The organism is Streptomyces lancefieldiae, assembly GCF_031845825.1.
In the GTDB taxonomy this organism is placed as follows: domain Bacteria; phylum Actinomycetota; class Actinomycetes; order Streptomycetales; family Streptomycetaceae; genus Streptomyces; species Streptomyces lancefieldiae.
Genome location: NZ_JAVRFH010000004.1, coordinates 139,987 through 163,757, shown reverse-complemented (window position 1 = coordinate 163,757; position 23,771 = coordinate 139,987). Strand labels below are relative to the sequence as shown.

Here is a 23,771-nt window from a genome sequence, read left to right as displayed (position 1 = left end):
GAGGGTGTGTTTCACGTGAAACACGCGGCGCGAAGCGCGCGCCGTGAAACACACCCCAGCCCGGACTCAGTGCGCGGCTTCGGCGATGTGCTGGGTACCGATCCGCTTGCGGAACACCCAGTACGTCCACCCCTGGTACAGCAGTACGACCGGTGTGGCGACCGCGGCCAGCCAGGTCATGATCTTCAGCGTGTAGGGGCTGGACGAGGCGTTGGTGACGGTGAGGCTCCAGTCCGGATCGAGCGTGGACGGCATGACGTTCGGGAAGAGCGTCAGGAAGAGCATCGCCACGGCGGCCACGATGGTGACGCCGGACAGTGCGAACGACCAACCCTCGCGGCCGGCCTGGTTCGCCACCAGGGCGACGGCCAGCGCTGCGACAGCCACCAACAGCGCGACCAGGCTCTTGCCGTCACCGCGGTCGAGCTGGGTCCACAGGAGGAAGGCCACGGCCAGCACGGCGGCGACAAGGCCGACGCGCTGTGCCAGGTTCCGGGCTCGTTCGCGGATCTCACCGACGGTCTTGAGCGCCGTGAACACCGTCCCGTGGAAGGTGAACAGCGACAGCGTGACCAGGCCGCCGAGAAGGGCATACGGGTTCAGCAGGTCCCAGACGGAGCCGACGTACTCCAGGTCCTGGTCGATCTTCACGCCATGGGCGATGTTGCCGAACGCCACGCCCCACAGGAACGCCGGAATGAGCGAGGTCCAGAAGATCGCGGTCTCCCAGTTGCGCTGCCAGCGCTCCTCGGGCCGCTTCACCCGGTACTCGAACGCGACTCCCCGCACGATCAGGCAGATCAGGATGACCAGGAGGGGCAAGTAGAAGCCGGAGAAGAGCGTGGCGTACCACTCGGGGAAGGCGGCGAACGTCGCACCACCGGCCGTGAGCAGCCACACCTCGTTGCCGTCCCAGACGGGGCCGATGGTGTTGATCAGCACCCGCTTCTCGGCCCGGTTCCGGGCGAGCAGTTTGGTGAGGACGCCGACCCCGAAGTCGAAGCCCTCCAGGAAGAAGTAGCCGGTCCACAGGACGGCGATCAGGACGAACCAGACGTCGTGCAGTTCCATGACTGTGCAGCTCCCTCGGCCTAGTACGAGAAGGCCATCGGCTTGTCGGCGTCACGGAGGTCGCCGCCGATCTTCGTGGGCGGGGTGAGGTCGGCCTCGGTGAGCTCGGGCGGGCCCGCCTTGACGTACTTGGCGAGCAGCCTGACCTCGATGACGGCCAGGACGGCGTAGAGCAGGGTGAAGACGGACATCGAGATGATGACCTCGGCCGTGGATACACCGGGGGAGACCGCGTCTCGGGTCTGCATCACGCCGTAGACGACCCAGGGCTGCCGGCCCATCTCGGTGAAGATCCAGCCCCAGGAGTTGGCGATCAGCGGGAACGCCATCGACCAGACCGCCAGTAGCCAGTACAGGCGGGTGAGTCGCGTACCGAGCGGCTTGCGCAGCAGTACCAGGTGCGGCACCTCGTCCTCGCCGGTCCGCAGAGCGGTCGGCAGCAGGAACTTCTTCCGTGTCAGCCACAGGCCCAGCAGGCCGAGGGAGAAGGACGCCATGCCGAAGCCGATCATCCAACGGAATCCCCAGTAGGCGACGGGGACGATGGGCTTGTAGTCACCGGGGCCGAACTGCTCCTGCAGGGCCTTGTTGGTGTCGTTGATACCGGGCACGTACGAGTCGAAGTCGCTGTGGGCGAGGAAGGACAGCAACCCGGGGATCTCCAGGGCGACCTTGTTGTGCCCCTTGTCGACGTCCCCGTAGGCGAACACGGAGAACGGTGCCGGTTCCTCGCCGTCCCACAGGGCCTCGGCGGCGGCCATCTTCATGGGCTGCTGCTCGTACATGACCTTGCCGAGGGTGTCGCCGCTGACCGCGGTGAGCATGCCGCCGACCGCCAAGGTCACCAGGCCGAGTCGCAGGGACGTCCGCATCACCGGGATGTGCTTCTTGCGCATCAGGTGGAAGGCGGCGATGCCGACCATGAAGGCGCCGCCCGTCAGGAAGGCCGCCGAGAAGCTGTGGAAGACCTGGTTGAGCGTGGTGTTCTGGGTGAGGACCTGCCAGAAGTCGGTGAGCTCGGCGCGGCCCTTCTCCTCGTTGATCCGGTAGCCGACGGGGTGCTGCATCCAGGAGTTGGCCGCGAGGATGAAGTACGCCGACAGCAGGGTGCCGATCGAGACCATCCATATGCAGGCCAGGTGGATCTTCTTGGGCAGTTTGTCCCAACCGAAGATCCACAGACCGATGAAGGTCGACTCGAAGAAGAAGGCGATCAGCGCCTCGAAGGCGAGCGGCGCACCGAAGACGTCTCCGACGAAGCGGGAGTAGTCGGACCAGTTCATGCCGAACTGGAACTCCTGCACGATGCCGGTGACGACACCCATGGCGATGTTGATCAGGAAGAGCTTGCCCCAGAACTTGGTCGCCCTGAGGTACTTCTCCTTCTCTGTGCGGACCCATGCGGTCTGCAGCCCGGCCGTCAGGGCGGCCAGTGAAATCGTCAGGGGGACGAACAGGAAGTGGTAGACGGTCGTGATGCCGAACTGCCATCGCGCCAGCGTCTCCGGCGCCAGAGCCAGGTCCACGGTCACTCTCCTTACATCGCCACATCGCCGTGGTCAGCGGCAGTTTGAGCGTGTATGTCACACCTATCTCGGGCGCAACCGGGACACGCTTGTGAACGCGTTCACATTCACAAGCAATTATGACGTACAGCTTTTCGACGCCGGAAGGGGGGTCCCCTGTGACGTCAACCCCTTGGCGAGTAAATTCAACGAACTGTTGAACGGTGACCAAAAAGGAAGGGCCCGCCTGCCGGGCCGGACAGCGACACACTGGTGCTGACCGGCCGGTCCTCGGCGAACCCTTCGGTGCTTACAGCCCCTCGCGGAACTCTCCCGACACCTTCAGGAAGATGTCGTTCGCCTCGCTCTCCCCGACCGTCACCCGCACGCCCTCACCCGGGAACGGCCGAACGACCACGCCGGCCTGCTCACACTCTTCCGCGAAGGCGACCGTGCGCTCCCCCAGCCGCAGCCACACGAAGTTGGCCTGGGTCTCCGGCACCGTCCAGCCCTGCGCGCGCAGCCCGTCGACCACGCGCGTGCGCTCGCACACCAGCGAACCGACCCGCCCGATCAGCTCGTCCTCGGCCCGCAGGGAGGCGATCGCCGCCTCCTGTGCGATCTGGCTCACTCCGAAGGGCACCGCCGTCTTGCGCAGCGCCGCCGCCACGAGGTCGTGGGCGATCGCGAACCCGACCCTCAGGCCGGCGAGACCGTACGCCTTGGAGAAGGTCCGCAGGACGCAGACGTTGGGCCGCTCCCGGTAGATCTCCACGCCGTCCGGCACCTCGGGGTCGCGGATGAACTCGCGGTAGGCCTCGTCGAGGACCACGAGGACGTCGCTCGGCACCCGGTCGAGGAACCGCTCCAGCTCGGCCCGACGCACAACCGTCCCCGTCGGATTGTTGGGGTTGCAGACGAAGATCAGCCGGGTCCGGTCGGTGACCGCTGCCGCCATCGCGTCCAGGTCGTGCACATCGCCCGGCGTCAGCGGTACCCGCACCGACGTCGCGCCACTGATCTGCGTGATGATCGGGTACGCCTCGAAGGAGCGCCAGGCGTAGATCACCTCGTCGCCGGGGCCCGATGTCGCCTGGATCAGTTGCTGGGCCACCCCGACCGATCCGGTGCCGGTGGCCAGGTGGGAGAGGGGCACGCCGAACCGGTCCGACAGCTCGTTCATCAACGACGTACAGGCCATGTCCGGGTAGCGGTTGAAGGACGAGGCCGCGGCCGTCACCGTCTCCATCACACCCGGCAGGGGCGGGTAGGGGTTCTCGTTGGAGGACAGCTTGTAGGCCACCGGACCGTCGGCCGCGGCGGGCTTGCCCGGCTTGTAGGTGGGAATACCCTCCAGCTCGGCGCGCAGCTTGGGGCTCGTCTCGCTCACCGCAGTCCTCCTCGTGACCACCACCGGCATCGAATACTTCTCACCTTATGAGGATTCGGCGTCGCTGCGTATAGGTGGGACCAGACCTCATCCGTCACTCCGGCATCAAGGGCATCAGTACATGAAGGTGCACGATTCGGGGGGCGCGCCGAACATATATCTATGCGCCGGTAGCTTGCGCCGTGGCGCGCATCCCCCGTGCAGGTGAGTTGAGACCTCTTCGCAACATCGACCACTTGGCAGGTCCTCCCTGGTTGACACGCCAGGTACTGACCCACAGGCGCTCAAGTGCCTTGCTTTCCAAGGGCCTTAGGTCTTAATGATCATGCAGAAACGTGACTGTCAAAGGGCGCATATGCGTCCGCCCTACCCCACCTCATGAGCCCTACTATCGGCTCGCCATGACAGCAGCAGGGAAGCACCAGGTGAGCCGCGCGGAAACCTCACGTCGAGGCAGTCGGCCGGGCCGGGCGGGTATCAGGGACGTGGCCGCCGCCGCCGGAGTATCCATCACGACCGTCTCCGATGCCCTCAACGGCAAAGGCCGACTCCCGGATGCCACCCGGCGCCATGTGCGCGAGGTCGCCGACCGACTGGGCTACCGCCCCTCGGCCGCCGCCCGCACGCTCCGCACCGGCAAGTCGGGGCTCATCGGCCTGACCGTGACGACATACGGGGATGAACCTTTCACCTTCACGGAGTTCGCGTACTTCGCCGAGATGGCGCGCGCCGCCACCTCCGCCGCGCTCGCCCGCGGCTACGCCCTCGTCATCCTCCCGGCGACCTCCCGTCACGACGTGTGGTCCAACGTCGCGCTCGACGGCACGGTCGTCATCGACCCCTCCGACCAGGACCCGGTCGTCAGCGAGCTGGTCCGCCAGGGGTTACCGGTCGTGTCGGACGGCCGCCCGGCCGGCTCGCTGCCCGTCACCGCTTGGGTGGACAACGACCACGAGGCCGCCGTACTCGGCATCCTCGACCACCTCGCCGCCGCCGGTGCCCGCCGGATCGGCCTGCTCACCGGTACCACGACCGACACGTACACCCACCTGTCGACCACCGCGTACCTGCGCTGGTGCGAGCGCGTCGGCCAGGACCCGGTCTACGAGGCCTACCCGGCGCACGATCCCTGCGCGGGCGCGGTGGCCGCCGACCGGTTGCTCGCCCGCCCCGACCGGCCCGACGCCGTCTACGGCCTGTTCGACCCGAACGGCACCGACCTGCTCGCCGCCGCCCGCCGCTACGGGCTGCGCGTCCCGGAGGACCTGCTGCTGGTCTGCTGCAGCGAGTCCACCGTGTACGCCAGTACAGAGCCGCCCATCACAACGTTGTCGCTGAAGCCCCGCCGCATCGGCACGGCGGTGATCCAGGTCCTCATCGACGCCATCGAGGGGCTCGAGGCGGACCGGCCGGTCGAGCAGGTGATACCGACCGAGTTGATCGTGCGTACGTCGTCACAGCGTCGCCCGCCCCGTACGACGGTCAGCCCGCCCCGGTCGCCCGAGGACGCGTAGGGCGTCCCCGAACGCGCGGTACGCAAGGCCCGGCCTACGTGCCGCAGGAGCGGCGACCGGGGATGGCAGCCGGGGGCGGCGGCCGGAGTGGCCGAGGGGACACCGGCACGACCGAAGCGTGATCACGTCACCGTCCGGACGGACGAAGACCGGCCCAATCGGGGCGAAAGCCGCGGTGAAGCGGAGTCATGTTCTGATTCACCACCCCTGGGTCATCACACAGCGCGATCCGCATTCCTATGATGGGCCCACACACCGCGGGCCGCTGCGACCAGGCAGTCCGAAGCGGTGCAGATGCGGCGCGATGGTGGAGGGGTCGATGACTCAGGGGGCCGGTCAGGGACCCGAGGTGGAGCGCACGGCGACGGTGCGCGACTTCCGGGTGCCCGCGTATGTCCACGAGACCGCTCCGTACGCCGCCCCCGGCACGCATGCGGGCGAGGCCGCGCCGCCCTCCGAGGAGACCTATCCGGAGGGTTACACACCCACCCAGCGCGATCTGCCCGTCATCCGTCGGGGTGACACGGTCCAGGTGACCGTCGACCCCGAGCCGGCCCCGGTAGCGCAGCCCGCCACGGGCCAAGGGCCGCTGTTCGTCGTCGGCGACGTGCACGGCTATCTCGACCAGTTGGTGGCCGCCCTCCAGGAGAAGGGCCTCATCGACGACGCCGGCCAGTGGTGCGCGGGCACCTCCCGCCTGTGGTTCCTCGGCGACTTCACGGACCGCGGCCCGGACGGCATCGGCGTCATCGACCTGGTGATGCGACTGTCCGCCGAGGCGGCAGCGGCCGGCGGCTACTGCAAGGCGCTGATGGGCAACCACGAGCTGCTGCTGCTCGGCGCCAAGCGGTTCGGCGACACGCCCGTCAACTCCGGTGCGGGCACCGCCACCTTCCAGGCGGCCTGGCTGCTGAACGGCGGCCAGAAGACCGACATGGACCGCCTCCAGGACCACCACCTGCAGTGGATGGCCCGCCTCGACGCCCTCGAAGAGGTCGACGACCACCTCCTGGTCCACTCCGACACCACGACCTACCTCGACTACGGCCGCTCCATCGAGGAGGTCAACGACACCGTCCGCGAGACGCTCACGCGCAACGACGCGGAGGAGGTGTGGGACCTGTTCCGCAAGTTCACCAAGCGCTTCTCCTTCCGCGACGAGGGCGGCGCCGACGCCGTGCGCTCGCTGCTGGACACGTACGGCGGCACCCGGATCGTTCACGGCCACAGCCCCATCCCGTATCTGCTGGGCGAGGTCGGCTCCGAGGACGGCGAGGACGACACCCGCACCGCGGTCGAGGGACCGCACGTCTACGCGGACGGTCTGGCCATCGCGATGGACGGCGGCGTGACCATGGCCGGAAAACTGCTGGTCCAGCAACTGCCGCTCGACGACTGACCGTTCACCGGACGGCCTGTTCCCCGGCGGCGTGCCTACGGGCAGCACCCAATTTCCGGAAACCCCCTGTCACCGCACGCCGTCACCGCTCTACCATCGGTCTATCCGTAGCAGGCTCCCCTCCGTTTCTGCCCGACGGCTCGTTGGCATGCGAGCCCCAAGCCCTACGGAGCATCGGGGGATGCACATGAACAGCGTTCCGCAGTACCTGTCGCACGAGGATCGCCAAGAGTACGAGCGGGTCCTCGAAGAGGCGCTGCGCTCCGCACCACACCGTCCGGAACTGGCCGCTGCAGGAGAGCGGCTGAACGCCGAACAACTGCGCACCATGGCACTCAACGCCACCGCCCTCATCACGGCGGCGGCCACGAACGAGTACCAGCACTACGTGAAGGTGCGCGAGGAACTGCGCCACCCGGCAGCGTCCACCCCGCCCGATACCGACTCCGAGCAACCGGGCACGGGCACGGTACGGCTCGCCGCCACGGTGGGGGAGGTCGCCGAGGCGACCGGCGCGGGCGCCGTCGCCGTCGTCGCTGTCCTGGCACCCGTCCTGGCCGGCACGGCCGCGGCGATCTTCCTGCTCGTCGGTTACATCCTGAAGGTGCTGGACCCGGGGCAGACGTTCGCGCAGACCATGCTCACCACCGGCTGGATGTTCGGCGCCGTGACCGCGGTGGCGATCCTCGTCGCCGCCGTGGGGCTGCTGCTCACCGCGCTGCGCAACCGCCCCTCCGCCGAGTCCGGCCGCTACGGCGACCTCGGCGAGGAGGTGGCCCGGGCCAGGGACGCCTGGCACGAGGCCCTGCTGGAACGCGGGATCATGCCCTTCCTGCGGGAGGCACTCGCGGACCCTGGCACGACGGCCGCCCTGCATCCGTCGAAGCCGGCGGCGCCGAGCAGCCGGATGCCGCACCTCGGTTACGCCCGCCCGGGGTTCACGAGCCCCGGCGAGGGCCCGAACGCCGGGTCCCGCCCGAGCTACTCGAGCCCGGACTACAGCAGCCCGGACTTCGGTGGCCCGGAACACCGCCCCGAATAGTCACCGGCCTGGGCGGGCAACGGATCAGAGGATGCCCGCCCGGCCGACGGCAGTGATCCAGGACGAGAACCCCAACCGGCAGCCGGTCGTACAACTCCGAGTCCGGGACGGTGCTGACGTCGTCCACGGCGAAGGTCCCGATGTTGTCGACGCGGCGGCCCGGCAGGGTGGCGAAACGCTCCAACGCCCTGTAGTCGGATCGCCCAAGCCCGATGCCGCGCGTCCCGACCGGGTCCATGAGCCTGACGCCGGCTTCGTGCCCACCCCCGGCCCATGGGTCACCAGGTCCGGCCGGTTCCGGGCCAACGACGACTTCCTCAGCCTGCGCGTCCCGATCCGAGGGACACCACGGCACACCGATGTCGTCCGTGACCCGGCTCTCCTGATCGTCGACTTCGTCATCGACGGAATCGCTGCACAGGGCTTGACCCGTCCGCATCGAGGGCACCGCGACGGACGTGGCCCGCCGTGGACCGGCCGGATACTGGCGTTATGTGATCGACAACCCGTTCGGAGTGGCGTCATCCCCTTCAGAACCGGCATCGCGCCCCGACGCACGCCGAGCACCCCCAACCGGCTGCGGGGCGGGGCTCAGCGTGACGTCGGGAGCGGGGGACTCAGTCGGCCAGCGGGAGATACACCCGGTTCCCGCCGGCGGCGAACTCCTTGGACTTCTGCAGCATTCCCTCGGCGACCTCCTCGGCAGACGCCCCCTCGGCGGCCGCACCACCGAACCGTTCCGTGATGCTGTGGCTGATCTTCATCGAGCAGAACTTCGGCCCGCACATCGAGCAGAAGTGCGCCGTCTTCGCGGGCTCGGCCGGCAGCGTCTCGTCGTGGAACTCCCGTGCCGTGTCCGGGTCGAGAGCCAGATTGAACTGGTCCTCCCACCGGAACTCGAAGCGGGCGTCCGACAGCGCGTCGTCCCACTCCTGCGCACCTGGGTGCCCCTTGGCGAGGTCGGCGGCATGGGCGGCGATCTTGTAGGTAATGACGCCGGTCTTGACATCGTCACGGTTGGGCAGGCCCAGATGCTCCTTGGGCGTGACATAGCAGAGCATGGCCGTGCCCCACCAGGCGATCATCGCGGCACCGATGCCGGAGGTGATGTGGTCGTACGCGGGCGCGACGTCCGTCGTCAGCGGACCGAGCGTATAGAACGGAGCTTCATCGCAGATCTCCTGCTGAAGGTCGATGTTCTCCTTGATCTTGTGCATCGGGACATGCCCCGGGCCCTCGATCATGGTCTGTACGTTGAAACGCTTCGCGATCGAGTTGAGTTCCCCGAGCGTGCGCAACTCCGCGAACTGGGCGGCGTCATTGGCGTCCGCGATCGACCCCGGCCGCAGACCGTCGCCGAGGGAGTACGTGACGTCATAGGCGGCGAGGATCTCGCAGAGTTCCTCGAAGTTCTCGTACAGGAACGACTCCTTGTGGTGCGCCAGGCACCACGCCGCCATGATCGAACCACCGCGCGAGACGATGCCGGTCTTGCGGTTCGCGGTGAGCGGCACGTACGCCAGGCGCACACCGGCGTGGACCGTCATGTAGTCCACGCCCTGCTCGGCCTGCTCGATGACCGTGTCCTTGTAGATCTCCCAGGTCAGCTCCTCGGCCCGGCCATCGACCTTCTCCAGAGCCTGGTAGAGCGGCACCGTCCCGATGGGGACGGGGGAGTTGCGCAGGACCCATTCCCGGGTGGTGTGGATGTTGCGCCCGGTGGACAGGTCCATGACCGTGTCGGCGCCCCAGCGGGTCGCCCAGGTCATCTTCTCGACCTCCTCCTCGATGGAGGACGTCACCGCCGAGTTGCCGATATTGGCGTTGACCTTCACCAGGAACCGCTTGCCGATGATCATCGGCTCGATCTCCGGGTGATTGACGTTGGCGGGCAGCACGGCACGGCCCGCCGCGATCTCCTCACGGACCACTTCCGGCGAGATGTTCTCCCGGAGGGCCACGTACTCCATCTCCGGGGTGATCTCGCCCCGTCGCGCATACGCGAGCTGCGTCACCGCCTTGGAGTCCCGGCCCCGGCGCGGCTGGCGCGGCCGCCCGGGGAAGACCGCGTCGAGGTTCCGCAGTCCGCCACGCGGAGCGGTGTGCTTGATTCCGTCGTCCTCGGGACGAACGGGACGACCCGCGTACTCTTCGGTGTCGCCCCGAGCGGTGATCCAATTCACCCGCAGTGGCGGCAGTCCTCGGCGGACGTCGGTGTCGACGAGTGGATCGGTGTACGGGCCCGAGGTGTCGTAGAGGGTGACCGACTGGCCGTTGGTGAGGTGCACCTGACGGACCGGCACCCGCAGATCGGGGCGTGAGCCCTCGATGTACGCCTTGTGCCAGCCGATGGACTTCCCGGCCGCCACGGAGGTCTCCTCGTCGGCGGAGTTCTGCGTGACGGCAGGCGTGCGTGCGTCCTTGATGGTCATGAGACCTACTCCCTACGCCGGCATTACCCGGTAACAGGTTCGGCGGTCGACGCAGCGGCTTCCGTCTGCCGACGCTCCGTGGGAAACATCACTCGGCTTCGGTGACGTTTCCCGTGAAACATCGCTGGGACGGAGGTCAGCGCCCTCTCAGCCCGGTGCTCCGAGCTCCCGCGTGTACAAAGGTGCCCCCACGCTAGCGTCAATTCGGGCGCGGTGAACAGAGGGCCCCCGTGCTTCTTGCGATGATCGGTCGGTGACGACACCGCAGCATCCCCCCTTCCCGCCACACGATTCCCGCCGTGAACCGGACGCCGAAGACGGCACCGGCCGCGGAGACGGGCATCACGGCACCGACGGGCCTGGCAGCCCGGGTGGCGCGGGCGGCGTGGGCGGCCACGGCGGCTCAAGCGAACACGGTGGCGGCCACGGGCACTCCCACGTGCACAGTCACGGGCCGGCGGCGCCCGTGTCCCGGCACCTGCGGAAGGTCATCGCCGCGATCCTCATTCCTTTCACCGCCGCGGTGTTGGTCGGGCTCGCGGTGCTCTGGCCGGGCGGTGCGCCGTCGCACGAACGCACCGGAGTCGGTTTCGACCGGCAGACGCAGCAGGCCACCGTCACCAAGGTGGTCGAGCTGAGCTGCCAGTCCGTCAACGCCTCGGGGGGCACCCCGACCGGCGACACGTCCACCGCCGAGGGATCCGCCGCGGTGCAGCAGGCGACGGGCGACTGCAAGCGGGCGACGATCCGCGTCGACACCGGAAAGGACAAGGGGCGTACGTTCTCCGAGATCGTGCAGCCGGATCAGACACGGCAGTTGCACGAGGGCCAGGAGGTCGTGGTCGCCTACGAGCCCTCCGCGCCGAAGGACCTGCAGTACTCGGTGACCGACATCAACCGCCGGCTCCCGTTGGCTCTGCTCGCCGGCATCTTCGCGCTCGCCGTGGTGGTGGTCGGTCGGCTGCGGGGTCTGATGGCGCTGGTCTCGCTGGCCATCAGCTTCCTGGTGCTGAACTTCTTCGTCCTGCCCGCGATCCTGCAGGGCTCGAACCCGCTGGTCGTTGCGGTGATCGGGTCGAGCGCGATCATGCTGATCGCGCTGTATCTGTGTCACGGCCTGTCCGCCCGCACTTCCGTGGCGGTACTCGGCACCCTGATCTCGTTGCTGCTGATCGGTGTCCTCGGATCGCTGTTCATCGGCTGGGCCGCGCTCACCGGCAACACGGACGACAACACCGGCCTGATCCACGGCCTTTATCCGTCGATCGACATGAGCGGTCTGCTGCTCGCCGGTGTCATCATCGGTTCGCTCGGCGTCCTCGACGACGTGACGGTCACGCAGACGTCCGCGGTGTGGGAACTCCACGAGGCCAACCCGTCGATGGGCTGGCGCGGGCTGTATCGCGCGGGCATCCGTATCGGCCGCGACCACATCGCCTCGGTCGTCAACACGCTCGTCCTCGCCTACGCGGGCGCCGCGCTGCCGCTGCTGCTGCTGTTCTCGATCGCTCAGAGCAGTGTGGGGACGGTCGCCAACAGCGAACTGGTCGCGGAGGAGATCGTGCGCACGCTGGTCGGCTCGATCGGCCTGGTGGCGTCGGTGCCGGTCACCACGGCACTCGCGGCCCTCGTCGTATCGGCCGACCGGCCGGCGACGCAGGCCGCCGGAGCGGTGCCGGGTGCCGGTGCGGCTCTGGTACGCGGCGGGCGGGGCCGTCGCCGTAAGCGCTGACACACCTGTCCCCTTCGTCCGCAGGGCCGGCCGACAGAGCCCTCCGCAGGTGCCCGGCAGCCGCGGCGAAGCGTTACGCCGCCGCCGTATGACTGCCGTAACGGTTCAGCCCGCGCTCGGCTCCTCCGCCAGAATGCGGTCCAGGGCGTCGTCGAGGTGGGCATCGAAGTCGGCGAGTGCACCCTCCTGCCCCAGCGGCACCAGCTTGTCGGTCCGGTCGAGAAAGGCGAGGAGAGGCGCCGCCGACGAACGGAACAGTGCCTGGTCACTGCCGACCTGGAGGCGGATCAGCACCTCTGCCAGCGGCTCGGGGTCGACGGGGGCGATGCGCACATCACCGTCACCGCACGGTCGGCCCACCCCGTCGACCAGCAACTCGCGGCCGAACGCCCAGGTCACCGGGGCGTCTCCGGGCAGATGGAAGGTCAGTCGCACGGCATAGGGATCACAGGTTTCGTAGCGCAGCTCCACCGGAATGCGGAAGGAGAGCTCCTCGGACACGAGAAAACTCATCAAGACCTCTGCCTGCACGGACTCGCCCATCGCCTACCCCGTCATTCGCCGTCGACTGGCCGGGAATCAAACCTCTTACACTGGTGGCATCTTGCTCAACGTACACACCAGATCACAAGGAGTGAGTTTTCAGATACTGATAGAGATCGCGAGTGACCCCAGAAGGCGTCCCACCTCGTCCTGCAAACGCTGCGCCGCGGGCAACAACCGGTCGGCCTGATGGGAGGGCAGAGAAAGGGCCAATGTCACGGCCGTGGTGCCGACGGTGATCGGGACCGCCGCACAGACCGTCCCCAGGGCGTACTCCTGGCGCTCGGTCACCGGCGTCATCCGCCGCATCCGTTCCAGTCGTTTCAGCAGACTGCTGTCGTCACGCACCGTGTACGGCGTGACGGGCTGTACCGGGTATCGGTCCAGATGGTCGCGGCGGGCGTCCTCGTCCAGCTGCGACAACAGGCACTGCCCGATGGCGTGCGCGTGCCCTGTCTCGCGGAAGTCCGCCCACTCCTCGACGGCGGGAGTGCTGGGCGAGTCGGAGACGCACATGATCTCGATCTCGCCGTCGCGGTACATGGCGTAGTACACGGGAACGCCGATCGCGTCGCGCCAGCGCGCGAGCGCGTCGACCACCGTGCTGCGACGTTTCTGCTCGGCCCCGCTGCTGCTCAGCCGCTCGGCGGCCTCACTGAGGAAGAACAGACCCTTCTCGCGGCGCAGATAACCCTCGTGCACAAGAGTGCGCAGCAGGTGGTAGGCCGTGGGCAGGGCAAGCCGGGTCTCACGTGCCAGTTGCTTGGCGGGGGCTCCGTACTCGTGCTCGGCGACGCATTCCAGGAGGCGCATCGCCCGCTGCACGGAGCCGATGAGAGTCACGCCGGGCGTCTCGGCGGAGGGAGCCGTGGGGGGTGTCCGAGGCGTCGAGTGGGGCTGCACGGGCAGTGCGTGCAGCGGTACGAATGCGGTGTCAGCCGTGGCCAAGGGTCACTTCCGTAACGCGAGGAGGCAGTCCGTGCGGGAAACACGGGTGGGGACGTACGCCGCTCGCGGGGTCGCCCCCGCGTGGATTTCCGGACTCTAACCGTCTGTCACCGCCAGCCGACGGCCCGTCCGGAAAACTTCCCCCGCGCGAGGGACCCGGTGATTTCTGTTACCGCCACCGATGTCCCACTGCTCTCACCAGTCGCTGCGCGACGACGAGCTGGACATGAACTTGCGTACGACGTAGATCAGTCCGCCGACGAGCGCGACGAAGACCAGCAGCTTGAACAGCAGTCCGATCACGAATCCGACCACGCTGGCGATCAGCCCGCCGAACACGACCAGGGCGATGACCGGCACCGCGACCCACTTCACCCACCACGGCAGTCCCGTGAAGATCTCTCGCATCGCCCTCGTCCTTACCTTCCGCCCTCGAATGCCGGGTCCCGCGGTGGTCCCGGATCCCTCTGGGGATCTCCTGATGTCCTGCACTCGATGCTAGGGCCGCGAGGGCCCCGGCAGGGCCCTCCGCACCCCCGTCTCCCCCTGACCGATCCCCTAGGGAACCCTGGGGCCGCGGCTCAGCTCTCGGGCGGAGAGAACACGACAAGGACCCGGAGATCCTCGCTGATGTGGTGGAACTTGTGGGCGACCCCGGCCGGCACGTACACCACGCTGCCGCGGGCGACCTGGGTGGTCTCCATGCCCACGGTGATCGCGGCCCGCCCGCTCACCACGAAGTACACCTCGTCCTGCGCGTGCGGCTTCTGCGGGTCGGCCGTTCCCGCGTCCAGGGCGTAAAGCCCCACCGACATGTTCCGCTCACGCAGGAACTGCAGGTAGGCCCCGTCGTTGGCGGCGCGCTCCGCCTCCAGTTCGTCCAGCCGGAATGCCTTCATCGCCTCGTCCGCCCCTGCCTCACCGTTCGTTTCCGATCGCGTCTGTCACGATCAGACACATGAAGAATTTCCTAGTCAAGACGATCGCCAACGCGGGCGCCCTGGCAGTCGCCGTGTGGCTGCTCGACAAGATCACCCTGACCGGGGGAAGCACCGGCGAGAAGGCCGGCACGCTGATTGTCGTCGCCCTGGTTTTCGGTCTGGTGAACCTGCTGGTGAAACCGATCGTGAAGGTGCTGACCTTCCCGCTGTTCATCCTGACCCTCGGCCTCTTCACGCTGGTGGTCAACGCGCTCATGCTGTTGCTCACGTCATGGCTGGCCGACAAGCTCGATCTGAGCTTCCACGTCGACGGGTTCTGGACCGCGGTCCTGGGCGGTCTGATCATTTCGATCGTCTCCTGGGCCCTCAACGCGTTCCTGCCCGACAAGGACTGAAAAACGATGACCTACCGCGTCTGCTTCGTGTGCACGGGCAACATCTGCCGCTCCCCCATGGCCGAGGCCGTCTTCCACGCGCGCGTGGAAGACGCCGGGCTGGACGGCCTGGTCGAGACCGACAGCGCCGGCACGGACGGCTGGCACGAGGGCGAGGGCGCCGACCCGCGCTCCCTGGCCGTCCTGGAGAAGAACGGCTACGGCCTCGACCACACGGCCCGCAGGTTCGAGCCGTCCTGGTTTTCCCGCCTCGACCTCGTCGTCGCCCTCGACGCCGGCCACCTCCGTGCGCTGCGCCGTCTCGCTCCGACGGAGCAGGACGCGGCCAAGGTGCGGCTGCTGCGGTCGTACGACCCCGCCGCGGACAGCGGCGACCTCGACGTGCCGGACCCCTATTACGGGGGCGTGGACGGCTTCGAGGAGTGCCTTGAGATGGTGGAGGCGGCGAGCGACGGACTGCTCGCCGCGGTACGCGAGCAGGTGGAAGGACGGGCGGCATGAACGATTCCGCTAGGAACAACGCGGACGGTACGGGCGCGGAGGGGTCGCCTGTCGGCACCGGTGACGGCACCCGCGCCGTGCGGGCAGGGCTTCCCGAGCCCGTCAAGCACGAGCCGACCCTGCCCGGCCCGGTGTTCGCCGCGCACTTCCATCTGCCGGGTGAGCCCACCGGACCGTACACCTACGGCCGGGACGAGAACCCGACCTGGACCCATCTCGAGCGCGCCATCGGCGAGCTGGAGGCCCCGGCGCGGGACGACGTCGAGACGCTCGTGTTCGCGTCAGGGATGGCCGCGATCTCGTCGGTGCTCTTCTCGCAGCTGCGCGCCGGTGACACGGCCGTCCTGCCCGACGACGGCTATCAGGTGCTGCCGCTGGTCCGCGCCCAGCTGGAGGCGTACGGCATCGAGGTGCGCACCGCGCCGACCGGCGGGGACTCCCAGCTCGACGTCCTGGACGGGGCGAAGCTGCTGTGGATCGAGACGCCCTCCAACCCCGGGCTCGACGTGTGCGACGTCCGGCGACTCGTCGACGCGGCACACGCGCGGGGCGCCCTGGTCGCCGTGGACAACACGCTCGCCACCCCACTGGGGCAGCGCCCGCTGGAGCTCGGCGCCGACTTCTCGGTGGCCAGCGGCACCAAGCAGCTCACCGGCCACGGCGACATCCTCCTGGGCTACGTGGCCGGCCGCGACACCGGGGCCATGACCGCCGTACGGCGCTGGCGCAAGATCGTCGGCGCGATCCCCGGGCCCATGGAGGCCTGGCTCGCCCACCGTTCGATCGCCACCCTCCAGCTGCGGGTGGACCGGCAGAACGCCACCGCGCTCAAGGTCGCCGAGGCCCTCTCTGCGCGACCCGAGGTCACCGGACTGCGGTACCCGGGGCTGCCCGACGACCCCTCGTACAGGATCGCCTCGCAGCAGATGCTGCGCTTCGGGTGTGTCGTCTCGTTCACGCTGCCCACGCGCGCACGTGCCGATCGTTTTCTCGACGCCCTGCGGCTCGTGGACGACGCGACGAGCTTCGGCGGGGTGCGGTCCACGGCCGAGCGGCGCGGGCGCTGGGGCGGTGACGCGGTGCCGGAGGGCTTCATCAGGCTCTCGGTCGGCGCGGAGGATCCGGAGGACCTGGTGGCGGATCTGCTGCGCGCACTGGAGGAATCGGCGGACTGAGCACCGCCGCACGGCCGTCGGACGTTTCCGGGCCAGGTACGACGGACGGTCCGAGCCTCCCCCCTCGTGGCTCGGACCGTCCTCCGGTTCCTGCGCGCGAAGAACCGCGTGGTTAAGGCTAGTTGACTCTACGTCAGTGTCCAATCACAGTAGCGACAGCGACCTATCGACATATTTATAGTTGGCCGCGGCCGGAGGCTGAAGCAGAACAGAAGAGGGGGAAGGGATTCCTGTGGATCTGGCCTTGCTGCGCACCTTCGTGACTGTGCACCGGGCCGGTTCCTTCACTCGCGCGGCAGCCCTGCTCGGCCTCTCCCAACCCGCGGTCACCTCCCAGATACGCACACTGGAGCGCCAGCTCGGCCGACCCCTGTTCCTGAGGCAGGCCCGTGGCGTAACCCCCACCACCATCGGCGACGAGCTCGCCCACAAGGCCGCACCCCACCTCGACGCCCTGGTGGAGATCACCGAGGCCGGGCTGGACGACGACTCCTCGCTGCGGACACTGCACCTCGCCGGACCGCCCGAGTTCACCGCCGAGCGGGCGCTGCCCGCGCTCACCGAGCTCACCGGCGAGGACGGACAGGGCTTCGCGCTGCGCGCCTCGTTCGGAAACGCCGAGGAGACCCTGGAGGGGCTGGCCGCCGGTCACCACGACCTGGCCATCGGCACGGCCCGCCCGCGCGGCGCGCTGCTCACGGCGACTGCGCTCTGCGACGAGGAGCACGTCCTGATCGCCGCGCCTCGCTGGGCCGTGCGCACCGGTACCGGCGCACTCCGCCGCACCACTGCACCCGCACTGGAGCACGTCCCCGTGGTCGAGGTGCACGAGTCGCTGCCCTTTGTCGCCCGTTACTGGGCCTCGGTCTTCGACACCTGCCCGGCCGCTCCGGGTGCGGTCGTCGTCCCCGACCTGCGTGCGGTACTCGCCTGCGCGGTCGCGGGCGCGGGGCTCGCCGTGCTGCCCCGCTATCTGTGCGCCGAGGCGCTGGAACGCGGTGACGTCGTCGCCCTGCATGATCCGGCGGTCCCTCCGCTGCGGACGTACTTCCTGGTGGTCCGTACCGGCACGTTGGCGATGCCGCACATCGCCCGGGCCCATGAGTGGCTGCTGAGGGCGGCCGCCGACTGGAACTGAGCCGACGGGCTCGCGCGGTGGGCGCTCCGCGAGGTTTCACGTGGAACCAGCCGGGCCACATTTCTCCCATGACCGTCCGACCCGTGGTCAAGCGCACCGCCCGCGCCGTCCTCCTGGACGGCGACCACCTGATCCTGATCAAGCGCACCAGACCCGGCGTCGATCCCTACTGGGTCACTCCCGGAGGCGGGGTCGAGCCCGGCGACGCCACCGTCGTGGACGCCCTGCACCGCGAGGTGCACGAGGAACTCGGCGCAAAGATCACCGACGTGGTCCCCTGCTTCGTGGACACCGTGGAACACATCGGTGAGGACGGCGGCGCGACCGGCGTGAAGGTGCAGCACTTCTTCGTCTGCCGCCTGGAGTCCATGGACCCGGCCCTGCGCCACGGTCCCGAGGTCGAGGAGCCCGCCGGCGAGTACGAGATCGTCCGGGTACCGTTCACCCGGGTCGGGATCGCCTCCGTCCACCTCGTACCGCTGTCGCTGCGGCACTATCTGGACGGCAACATCGAGGGTGTGCGGGCCATGCACGCCCCCGACCTCGGCTGACACCGACGGCACCGGCCCGGCCGGTCGGTCGATGTGGCGGCCAGTAGATGTCCGGCCGCTGTGCACTCGGACACAACATGGCCAAAAGCTCGCGTGTTCCACCGGAAAGAGGTGGACGCGGACGGCTACTGTCGGACAGCCTGACCTGCGTGCCGACACCTTCCCCAGCCTCACTGCCGATCCGCCGTCTGACGCTCCGTGACCTCACCGCCTGCGCCGACCTGTCCGAGGACCGGGGGTGGCCACGCGAGGAGCACAAGTGGGGGTTCCTCCTCACAGCCGGGAAGGGGTACGGCATCGATGCCGCCGACGGTGGCCTGGTCAGTGCCTGCACCATCACCGAGTACGGACCGCACGACCGTCCCGCCCTCGCCGCCATCGGCATGGTGCTGGTCGCCGAGCGGTATGCACGCCAGGGCGTCGGACGCCGGCTGATGCGGCACATCGTCTCGGCGCTGGGGACCACGCCCCTGACCCTGCACGCGACCCCGTACGGTCGGCCGCTCTACGAGGAGCTGGGGTTCAAGACCACCGGCCGGGCCGAGATGGTGCGCGGGCGCTTCACTCCGGGCGGGCCCGAGCCCCGGATCGCCACGCGTGCGGCCACGGCCGAGGACCTCGCCGCGATCCTCCGGCTGGACGAGGAGGTGTTCGGCGCCGACCGCACCCACGTCATCACCCGGCTGCCCGCATTCACCGATCAGCTGCGCGTCGCCGAGGAGAACGGCCGGCTCATCGGGTACGCCGCGGCCTGGCCCAACATGGACACCCACGTCGTGGGCCCCCTCATCTCCCGCGACACCGAGACTGCCCAGGCGCTGATCGCCTCCCTCGCCGCCCGCACCGACCGACCGCTGCGCACCGACATCGACGTCCGGCACGAAGAGCTGCTGGCCTGGGTGAAGGAACACGGTCTCGCGTCCGTCTCCCACAACGCCGTCATGACGTACGGCATCACGGAGCTGCCCGGGGACTGGAACCGGCGTTTCGCCCCGCTGACGGTGGCGGCCGGCTGACCCTCGCGGTTCCCCGGCGTCCGGTACGACGAAGCCGGTTCCCGATGGTGTGCCGGGAACCGGCTTCGTACGGACGGTGGCTGCCTTCAGGCGAGGGCCTCCACCGCGGCCGTGGCGAACGCGTGGTCCTGCTCCGGCGCTCCGCCGCCGACACCGACCGCTCCGATCAGTCGGCCGTCGCGGTGCACCGGCACACCGCCGGCGATGAACAGCAGCGGCCGGTCGAGCGCGGTGGGCAGGGTGTGGAAGAGGCCTCCGGGCTGAACGGCCTCGACGAGGTCGGCGGTGGGGGTTTCGAGCTGAAGCGCGGTGTAGGCCTTGCGCGTACTGGTCTCTCCGGAGATCAGTACGGCCCGGTCGTCACGCCGAAATGCGAGCAGGTGACCACCGGCATCGAGAACGGTGACGCTGACGGTGACCTGGGCCGCCTCGGCGGCACGGTGGGCCACGGTGACGAGGGCTTCGGCGTCCTGGATGGTCAGCGGGGCGACAGCGGTGGTGCTCATGGGGCGGGTTCTCCTTGGTGGGTGTCGAGTGATGCGGTGCCTCGGTGCTCCTGAGGCGGGTTGAGCCGCCGCGGTGCGGGGACGGCCCTGGCCCCGCACCCCTGCGGTCGGGGTCGTTCAGTGGTGGACGGCGGCCCGCTGCTCGGCGGGCACGGAACCCGCGACGACCGAGCTGGGAACACCGTCCCGCCGTTCGATGGCGGCCGAGAGGACGGCGAGGACCAGGGCGGCGGCGGCCAGCGCGGCACCAACCCAGTTCGGGGCGGTGTAACCGAGCCCGGCGGCGATGACGACGCCTCCCAGCCAGGCGGAGAGCGCGTTTCCGAGGTTGAAGGCGCCGATGTTGACGGCCGAGGCCAGCGTCGGGGCGCCGTGCGCGTGGTCCAGGACGCGCTTCTGCAGCGGCGGGACGGTGGCGAAGCCCAGGGCGCCGATCAGGACGATGGTCACGGCAGCCGCGATCTTGTTGTGCGCAGTGAGCGTGAAGAGGGCGAGCACGACGGCCAGGGCACCCAGCGAGACGTACAGCATGGGCATCAGGGCGCGGTCGGCAGACCTGCCACCGATCAGGTTGCCGCCGACCATGCCAAGGCCGAAGAGGACCAGCAGCCAGGTGACCGAACCGTTCGCGAAGCCCGCGACATGGGTCATCATCGGCGCGATGTAGGTGATGGCCGCGAAAACGCCACCGAAACCGAGGACCGTCATGGCCATCGCGAGCAGGACCTGGACATTCTTGAACGCCGCCAGTTCCTGGCGCAGTCGCACGCCTTCAGCCCTGGGCACGTCGGGGACCAGCTTGGCGACACCGGCCAGGCCGACGACACCGAGCGCGGCGACGACGGCGAAGGTGACGCGCCAGCCGGCGGACTGCCCGATGAGCGTTCCGAGCGGGACGCCGACGACGTTGGCGACGGTCAGTCCGGTGAACATCATCGCGATCGCGCCGGCCTTCTTGTCAGGGCTGACCAGGTCGGCCGCGACGACCGACCCGATACCGAAGAAGGCACCGTGGGCGAGTGAGGCGACCACACGGCCGATCAGCATGACGGAGAAGGTCGGAGCGAGGGCGGAGAGCAGATTGCCCGCGATGAACAGGACCATCAGCAGCATCAGCATCCGCTTGCGCCGGATCTTTGAGCCGAGCACGGTCATCAGCGGGGCACCGAACATCACGCCGAGCGCGTAACCGGTCACCAGCAAGCCGGCGGTGGGGATGGAGACCCCGTAGTCACTCGCGACCTCGGGCAGCAGACCCATGATCACGAACTCGGTCGTCCCGATTCCGAAGGCCCCGATCGCGAGGGCCAGAAGCGCGAGAGGCATGAGGGATACACCTTCCAGACGATTGCAGGAGCGCTTTGCGTGCGTACACAATAGTTGCAGACGCGGGCTATGTGCAACCGCAGGCAATTGCGGCAGTGGTCTACCCTGGTCTCAGCCACTCCGGGACGGAGGAAAGACATGACAGCGACGGACCCCGCGCTCACCGCTCTCTCCCAGGGCTGGTGCGCCCTCTCCCTGTTGCACGGGAGGATCGAGGCCCACATCGAGCGCGCCCTTCAGGCCGGCCATGATCTGAGCGTGCGCGAGTACTCCCTGCTCGACGTGCTCAGCCGACAGCACGACGGCGACGGGGGGCATCTGCAGATGAAGCAGGTCGCCGACGCCGTCGTCCTCAGCCAGAGCGCCACCACACGCCTGGTCAGCCGGCTCGAGGACCGGGGACTGCTCGAGCGCTACCTGTGCCCCACGGACCGTCGCGGCATCTACACCAACGTCACCGCGGCCGGCCTGACCTTGCTGGACCAGGCACGGCCCACCAATGACGCCGCTCTGCGGGAGGCTCTCGACGAGGCGGCCCGGAACCCGGAACTGGCCCCGCTGGTCAGGGTCGTCGAGACGCTCAAGACACCGGTGCCCGCCTGAGGCCGGTCCCGTCGAGGCCCGTCCTCACGACGATCGCCCTGCGTAGGGTGCGGGTCATGGGAGATCTTGCAATACGACCCAGTGCCGAGGACGACATCCCCGCGCTCGTCGCCATGCTCGCCGACGACCCGCTGGGCGCCCAGCGCGAGTCACCGGACGACATGAGCCCCTACCTGACCGCGTTCGAACGGCTCACTGCCGATCCGAACCAGCACCTGGTCGTCGCCGTCCGCGACGACCGTGTCGTCGGCACACTCCAGCTGACGATCGTCCCCGGCCTGTCCCGGCGCGGTTCCACCCGGTCGATCATCGAAGGGGTACGCGTCCACGCCGACGAACGCGGCAGCGGACTGGGCACACAGCTGATCGAGTGGGCGATCGACGAATCCCGGCGGCAGGGATGTCAGCTGGTGCAGCTCACCTCGGACAAGACCCGCACCGACGCCCACCGCTTCTACGAGCGCCTCGGCTTCTCGGCCTCGCACACAGGGTTCAAGCTTCAGCTCTGACGCCGTTTCCGGCCGTGAAGGCCCCCTCCGCATGCTGTCCCGTTTCACGTGAAACGGGACAGCATGCGGCGCTGGACGACACTCAGCCGATCCCTCGCCACCCCTTCGGGTCCACTCCACCCGGCACAGGGGCACCTTCGTCGTACGGCTGGCGTGTGAACACGAACGACCCGAGGTCCAAGTGGCTCACGTTCCCCTCCGGTCGCCGCACGGCACGCAGCAGCTCCCCGGCGTAGTAGCCCTCCATCCCCGTCCAGGTACCGTCTCCATTCGCCCGGAAGCAGGAACGGCGGCCAGGGCCCGACAACGGTTCCAGCGAGACGCCCCCGTCGGACGTCAGCCGCAGGGCAAAGGCATGTGTCCCCCAGTACCACTGCCCGGCCAACTCCAGCACGGAGGGGTCGACTGCCGACAGCGGACGCCACGGTTCCGGGATCCGCGGTTCCGCCTCGGCCACGATGCGGACGAGATCGGCGCCCACCCCGGCCAACAGCGGGCCAGAGGTGCAATTGGTCAGAGCCACCGCGGCCACGTCGTCCTCGACACTGATGGTGAGGTTGGCCAGGAATCCCGGCAGGGAGCCGGAGTGCCCCACCAGCAGTCGCCCGTCCCGGTGCTGGATCTGCAGGCCGAGGCCGTACGCCGCACCGTCCACGACATCCGAGGCCTCCACCGGCGCCGCGGGTGCCCGCATCTCCCGCACGCTCTCCGCACTCAGTACCTTGTCGTCGCCCCTCACCAGGAAGACAGCGAACCGCGCCAGATCTCCCGTGGTGGACCAGAGCTGGCCGGCCGGGGCCATGCGTCCCAGGTCTTCGGCGGGCTCGGCCAGCATCACATCGGCCCATGGATGAACCGCCCAGCCCCCGGCGTGGGGCGCCCGCGGTCGCGTGGTCGTGCGGTCCAGACCCAGCGGTTCGAGCACCTCCCGCCGCAGCACGTCCTCCCACGGAGCGCCGCGCAGCTTCTCGACCAGCGCGCCGAGCAGGGTGTAACCGGGGTTCGAGTAGTGGTGCCGACGGCCCACCGGGTGCAGAAGGGGCTGCTCGCCCAGCACATCGGCGAGCTCGGGCCGCAGGGAGCCCGGTGTCCGCTCCCACCACGGCGCCGGCGACTCGGCGGCCAGTCCGCCCGAGTGTGCCAGCAGCTCGGCGATAGTGGCCTCCCCCGCCCCAGTACCCGGCAGGTGCTTCTCCAGCGGGTCCCCGAGGTCGAGCACGCCCTCGTCGCGCAGCCGCAGGACAAGGACGGCGGTGAACGTCTTGGTGATCGAGCCGATCCGGTACTGCACGTTCTCGTCGGGGCCATGACCATCGACCGAGGTCCGCGCACCGTGCCACACGGTCCGCCCGTCCCGGACGACCGCGGCGACGAGCGACGGCGTACGCCCTTCGGCCTGGGCCACGGCGATCCGGTGCAGCAGCGCTCGGCGGGTGGCGGGGAGCAGCTCTTCCTGAGGTGTCGTCATGCCCCCAGTCCACCGGGCCGGGCGTCCCGCGTCGAGCCGATTTCGCAGGTGCCGGGTCAGGTCCGG

Annotated in this window: 23 protein-coding genes and 1 pseudogene; 12 read left to right on the top strand and 12 right to left on the bottom strand. The window is 68.9% G+C overall.

What is annotated here, in order from left to right; translation table 11 throughout:
• Positions 1 to 66: 66 nt before the first annotated feature.
• The 3 genes from cydB to hisC all read right to left on the bottom strand — a co-directional run bounded on the left by cydB (position 67) and on the right by hisC (position 3,966).
• On the bottom strand, positions 67 to 1,071 hold the full coding sequence (gene cydB, locus RM812_RS05790) for a cytochrome d ubiquinol oxidase subunit II (protein ID WP_311571300.1): 1,005 nt from the start codon (positions 1,069 to 1,071) through the stop codon (positions 67 to 69).
• A gap of 20 nt (positions 1,072 to 1,091) precedes the next feature.
• A complete protein-coding gene (locus RM812_RS05785) occupies positions 1,092 to 2,597 on the bottom strand; it encodes a cytochrome ubiquinol oxidase subunit I (RefSeq protein WP_311571299.1) in 1,506 nt (501 codons plus the stop codon).
• A 289-nt stretch (positions 2,598 to 2,886) separates the two neighbouring features.
• Positions 2,887 to 3,966 (bottom strand): histidinol-phosphate transaminase, encoded by a 1,080-nt coding sequence (gene hisC / locus RM812_RS05780; protein WP_311571298.1) that lies wholly within the window; start codon positions 3,964 to 3,966, stop codon positions 2,887 to 2,889.
• Positions 3,967 to 4,367: 401 nt separating this feature from the next.
• Here hisC and RM812_RS05775 point away from each other — a divergent pair, with 401 nt between their 5' ends.
• The 3 genes from RM812_RS05775 (at position 4,368) to RM812_RS05765 (ending at position 7,921) form a co-directional block, all read left to right on the top strand.
• Entirely contained in the window at positions 4,368 to 5,480 is a 1,113-nt protein-coding gene (locus tag RM812_RS05775; RefSeq protein WP_311571297.1) for a LacI family DNA-binding transcriptional regulator, read from the top strand.
• Positions 5,481 to 5,784: 304 nt separating this feature from the next.
• Complete coding sequence (sppA, locus tag RM812_RS05770; protein ID WP_311571296.1) at positions 5,785 to 6,879, top strand: Ser/Thr/Tyr protein phosphatase SppA; 1,095 nt, start codon at positions 5,785 to 5,787, stop codon at positions 6,877 to 6,879.
• Between the two features lie 181 nt (positions 6,880 to 7,060).
• On the top strand, positions 7,061 to 7,921 hold the full coding sequence (locus RM812_RS05765; protein WP_311571295.1) for a hypothetical protein: 861 nt from the start codon (positions 7,061 to 7,063) through the stop codon (positions 7,919 to 7,921).
• Between the two features lie 24 nt (positions 7,922 to 7,945).
• Here RM812_RS05765 and RM812_RS05760 read toward each other — a convergent pair.
• Both RM812_RS05760 and thiC read right to left on the bottom strand, forming a co-directional pair.
• A pseudogene (locus tag RM812_RS05760) lies at positions 7,946 to 8,135 on the bottom strand (VWA domain-containing protein); the annotation flags it as partial.
• A 403-nt stretch (positions 8,136 to 8,538) separates the two neighbouring features.
• Complete coding sequence (thiC, locus tag RM812_RS05755; protein WP_311571294.1) at positions 8,539 to 10,353, bottom strand: phosphomethylpyrimidine synthase ThiC; 1,815 nt, start codon at positions 10,351 to 10,353, stop codon at positions 8,539 to 8,541.
• A gap of 253 nt (positions 10,354 to 10,606) precedes the next feature.
• Here thiC and RM812_RS05750 point away from each other — a divergent pair, with 253 nt between their 5' ends.
• Complete coding sequence (locus RM812_RS05750) at positions 10,607 to 12,085, top strand: YibE/F family protein (RefSeq protein WP_311571293.1); 1,479 nt, start codon at positions 10,607 to 10,609, stop codon at positions 12,083 to 12,085.
• A 105-nt stretch (positions 12,086 to 12,190) separates the two neighbouring features.
• Here the strand turns inward: RM812_RS05750 and RM812_RS05745 are convergent, their stop codons facing one another.
• The 4 genes from RM812_RS05745 to RM812_RS05730 all read right to left on the bottom strand — a co-directional run bounded on the left by RM812_RS05745 (position 12,191) and on the right by RM812_RS05730 (position 14,475).
• Positions 12,191 to 12,628: an SsgA family sporulation/cell division regulator gene (locus RM812_RS05745; RefSeq protein ID WP_311571292.1), complete on the bottom strand. Its 438-nt coding sequence runs from the start codon at positions 12,626 to 12,628 to the stop codon at positions 12,191 to 12,193.
• A 99-nt stretch (positions 12,629 to 12,727) separates the two neighbouring features.
• Positions 12,728 to 13,453, bottom strand: a complete 726-nt coding sequence (locus tag RM812_RS05740) for an IclR family transcriptional regulator (RefSeq protein ID WP_311571405.1) — start codon at positions 13,451 to 13,453, stop codon at positions 12,728 to 12,730.
• 318 nt (positions 13,454 to 13,771) lie between these two features.
• The gene (locus tag RM812_RS05735; RefSeq protein ID WP_030042262.1) at positions 13,772 to 13,984 is read right to left on the bottom strand and encodes a DUF5326 family protein; all 213 of its coding nucleotides are present in this window, start codon (positions 13,982 to 13,984) and stop codon (positions 13,772 to 13,774) included.
• A 173-nt stretch (positions 13,985 to 14,157) separates the two neighbouring features.
• Positions 14,158 to 14,475 carry a cupin domain-containing protein gene (locus tag RM812_RS05730; protein ID WP_053133839.1) on the bottom strand — a complete coding sequence of 106 codons (318 nt, stop codon included), beginning with the start codon at positions 14,473 to 14,475 and terminating at the stop codon, positions 14,158 to 14,160.
• Positions 14,476 to 14,534: 59 nt separating this feature from the next.
• Here RM812_RS05730 and RM812_RS05725 point away from each other — a divergent pair, with 59 nt between their 5' ends.
• The 6 genes from RM812_RS05725 (at position 14,535) to RM812_RS05700 (ending at position 19,293) form a co-directional block, all read left to right on the top strand.
• Positions 14,535 to 14,912, top strand: coding sequence for a phage holin family protein (locus tag RM812_RS05725; RefSeq protein ID WP_311571291.1), 378 nt, complete (start codon positions 14,535 to 14,537; stop codon positions 14,910 to 14,912).
• A gap of 6 nt (positions 14,913 to 14,918) precedes the next feature.
• Positions 14,919 to 15,413: a low molecular weight protein-tyrosine-phosphatase gene (locus RM812_RS05720; protein ID WP_311571290.1), complete on the top strand. Its 495-nt coding sequence runs from the start codon at positions 14,919 to 14,921 to the stop codon at positions 15,411 to 15,413.
• Positions 15,410 to 16,588, top strand: coding sequence for a cystathionine gamma-lyase (locus RM812_RS05715; RefSeq protein WP_311571289.1), 1,179 nt, complete (start codon positions 15,410 to 15,412; stop codon positions 16,586 to 16,588). The genes RM812_RS05720 and RM812_RS05715 overlap by 4 nt, the downstream gene beginning before the upstream one ends.
• A gap of 232 nt (positions 16,589 to 16,820) precedes the next feature.
• On the top strand, positions 16,821 to 17,726 hold the full coding sequence (locus RM812_RS05710) for a LysR family transcriptional regulator (protein WP_311571288.1): 906 nt from the start codon (positions 16,821 to 16,823) through the stop codon (positions 17,724 to 17,726).
• A gap of 68 nt (positions 17,727 to 17,794) precedes the next feature.
• Positions 17,795 to 18,277 carry an NUDIX hydrolase gene (locus RM812_RS05705; protein ID WP_311571287.1) on the top strand — a complete coding sequence of 161 codons (483 nt, stop codon included), beginning with the start codon at positions 17,795 to 17,797 and terminating at the stop codon, positions 18,275 to 18,277.
• A 149-nt stretch (positions 18,278 to 18,426) separates the two neighbouring features.
• Positions 18,427 to 19,293: a GNAT family N-acetyltransferase gene (locus tag RM812_RS05700; protein WP_311571286.1), complete on the top strand. Its 867-nt coding sequence runs from the start codon at positions 18,427 to 18,429 to the stop codon at positions 19,291 to 19,293.
• Between the two features lie 86 nt (positions 19,294 to 19,379).
• Here the strand turns inward: RM812_RS05700 and RM812_RS05695 are convergent, their stop codons facing one another.
• Together RM812_RS05695 and RM812_RS05690 are read right to left on the bottom strand one after the other, a co-directional pair.
• On the bottom strand, positions 19,380 to 19,799 hold the full coding sequence (locus tag RM812_RS05695) for a GlcG/HbpS family heme-binding protein (RefSeq protein WP_311571285.1): 420 nt from the start codon (positions 19,797 to 19,799) through the stop codon (positions 19,380 to 19,382).
• A 117-nt stretch (positions 19,800 to 19,916) separates the two neighbouring features.
• On the bottom strand, positions 19,917 to 21,125 hold the full coding sequence (locus RM812_RS05690) for an MFS transporter (protein ID WP_311571284.1): 1,209 nt from the start codon (positions 21,123 to 21,125) through the stop codon (positions 19,917 to 19,919).
• Positions 21,126 to 21,263: 138 nt separating this feature from the next.
• On the opposite strand from RM812_RS05690, the gene RM812_RS05685 reads away from it, so the two are divergent.
• Together RM812_RS05685 and RM812_RS05680 are read left to right on the top strand one after the other, a co-directional pair.
• Positions 21,264 to 21,728, top strand: a complete 465-nt coding sequence (locus RM812_RS05685) for a MarR family winged helix-turn-helix transcriptional regulator (RefSeq protein ID WP_311571283.1) — start codon at positions 21,264 to 21,266, stop codon at positions 21,726 to 21,728.
• Positions 21,729 to 21,784: 56 nt separating this feature from the next.
• Entirely contained in the window at positions 21,785 to 22,237 is a 453-nt protein-coding gene (locus RM812_RS05680; protein ID WP_311571282.1) for a GNAT family N-acetyltransferase, read from the top strand.
• 82 nt (positions 22,238 to 22,319) lie between these two features.
• Here RM812_RS05680 and RM812_RS05675 read toward each other — a convergent pair whose 3' ends face one another.
• Positions 22,320 to 23,705, bottom strand: a complete 1,386-nt coding sequence (locus RM812_RS05675) for a serine hydrolase domain-containing protein (RefSeq protein WP_311571281.1) — start codon at positions 23,703 to 23,705, stop codon at positions 22,320 to 22,322.
• Positions 23,706 to 23,771 lie beyond the last annotated feature (66 nt).